Source organism: Oleiphilus sp. HI0123 (assembly GCF_001635315.1).
The window spans coordinates 1-910 of sequence record NZ_LWGE01000560.1; the positions used below are offsets into that span (position 1 = coordinate 1).

General features: G+C 47.1%; 1 pseudogene. It reads right to left on the bottom strand.

Annotated features, from left to right (window positions below):
* Positions 1 to 910 (bottom strand): annotated as a pseudogene (locus tag A3761_RS05160) (aspartate kinase); the annotation flags it as partial.

Genomic DNA, 910 nt, shown 5'->3' on the forward strand with positions numbered 1-910 from the left:
ATAATTTCGACACAAGGCTCGTCACTGACATAGTCTCCGGTGATAAGTGTACCAGGATGGTCAGGCTCAAAAGTATTCTTAACTCTTAAAGGAATACGGTTACTACGTAAACCCTTGGCCGCTTTAGGGTGAATAGCTTCCATGCCCAGGTTAGCTAACTGATCGGCAACATCATAGTTTGTCCGTCCGATAGGAATAGCATTTTCTTCACCAACCAAACGAGGATCAGCCGTGCTCAAGTGAAATTCTTTATGGATGATGGTTTCACGCGCTTCGGTCAATACAGCGATGCGGCTAAAGGTCATTTCACTATAGCCACGGTCAAAAGTAGACATCAAGCCTTCCTCGCTATGCGCATAACCCGTCGCGATAGGTATCTGACTTGCCAAATCCAAGCCTTGAAACGCTTCAACGATCCGCTCATCCAAAGAGGTATGCTGTGCCGCGCGCCAGCCAGTTAAATCAACAAAACAAGCATTGAAACCGTCACGTTCAAGAAGCTTTGCAGTGTTCCAAGCGCTATGAGCCTCACCGATACTCGCCAACATTTCCCGAACAGTCGCCAAATGTGCGGAAAGCTCAAAATGCCCGTGTTGACAAAGTCTTTGAAGATCAACAAGACACTGCTCTGCATCATCCAGACGCTCGCCAATAAAACTATTCGCCTGCTGCAAAAGCTCACCTTCACCAAATAAGCCTGCGTTTATGGCCTGCATATCAGCTTTCACTTGCTGCAGCGCCTGGTGCCAACTCTTGTCTTTCAAGCCGTTGGCAAATAACGCATAGATTCCTGGCTGGCTAGTCTTTTTGTGCTCTAACAAAGCGTCTGTCATGCCGCCATACGCTGAAACCACAAATACACGCTGATAGATCGTATCCTCTCTTGAGGGTTTGCTGATTATATTATCGC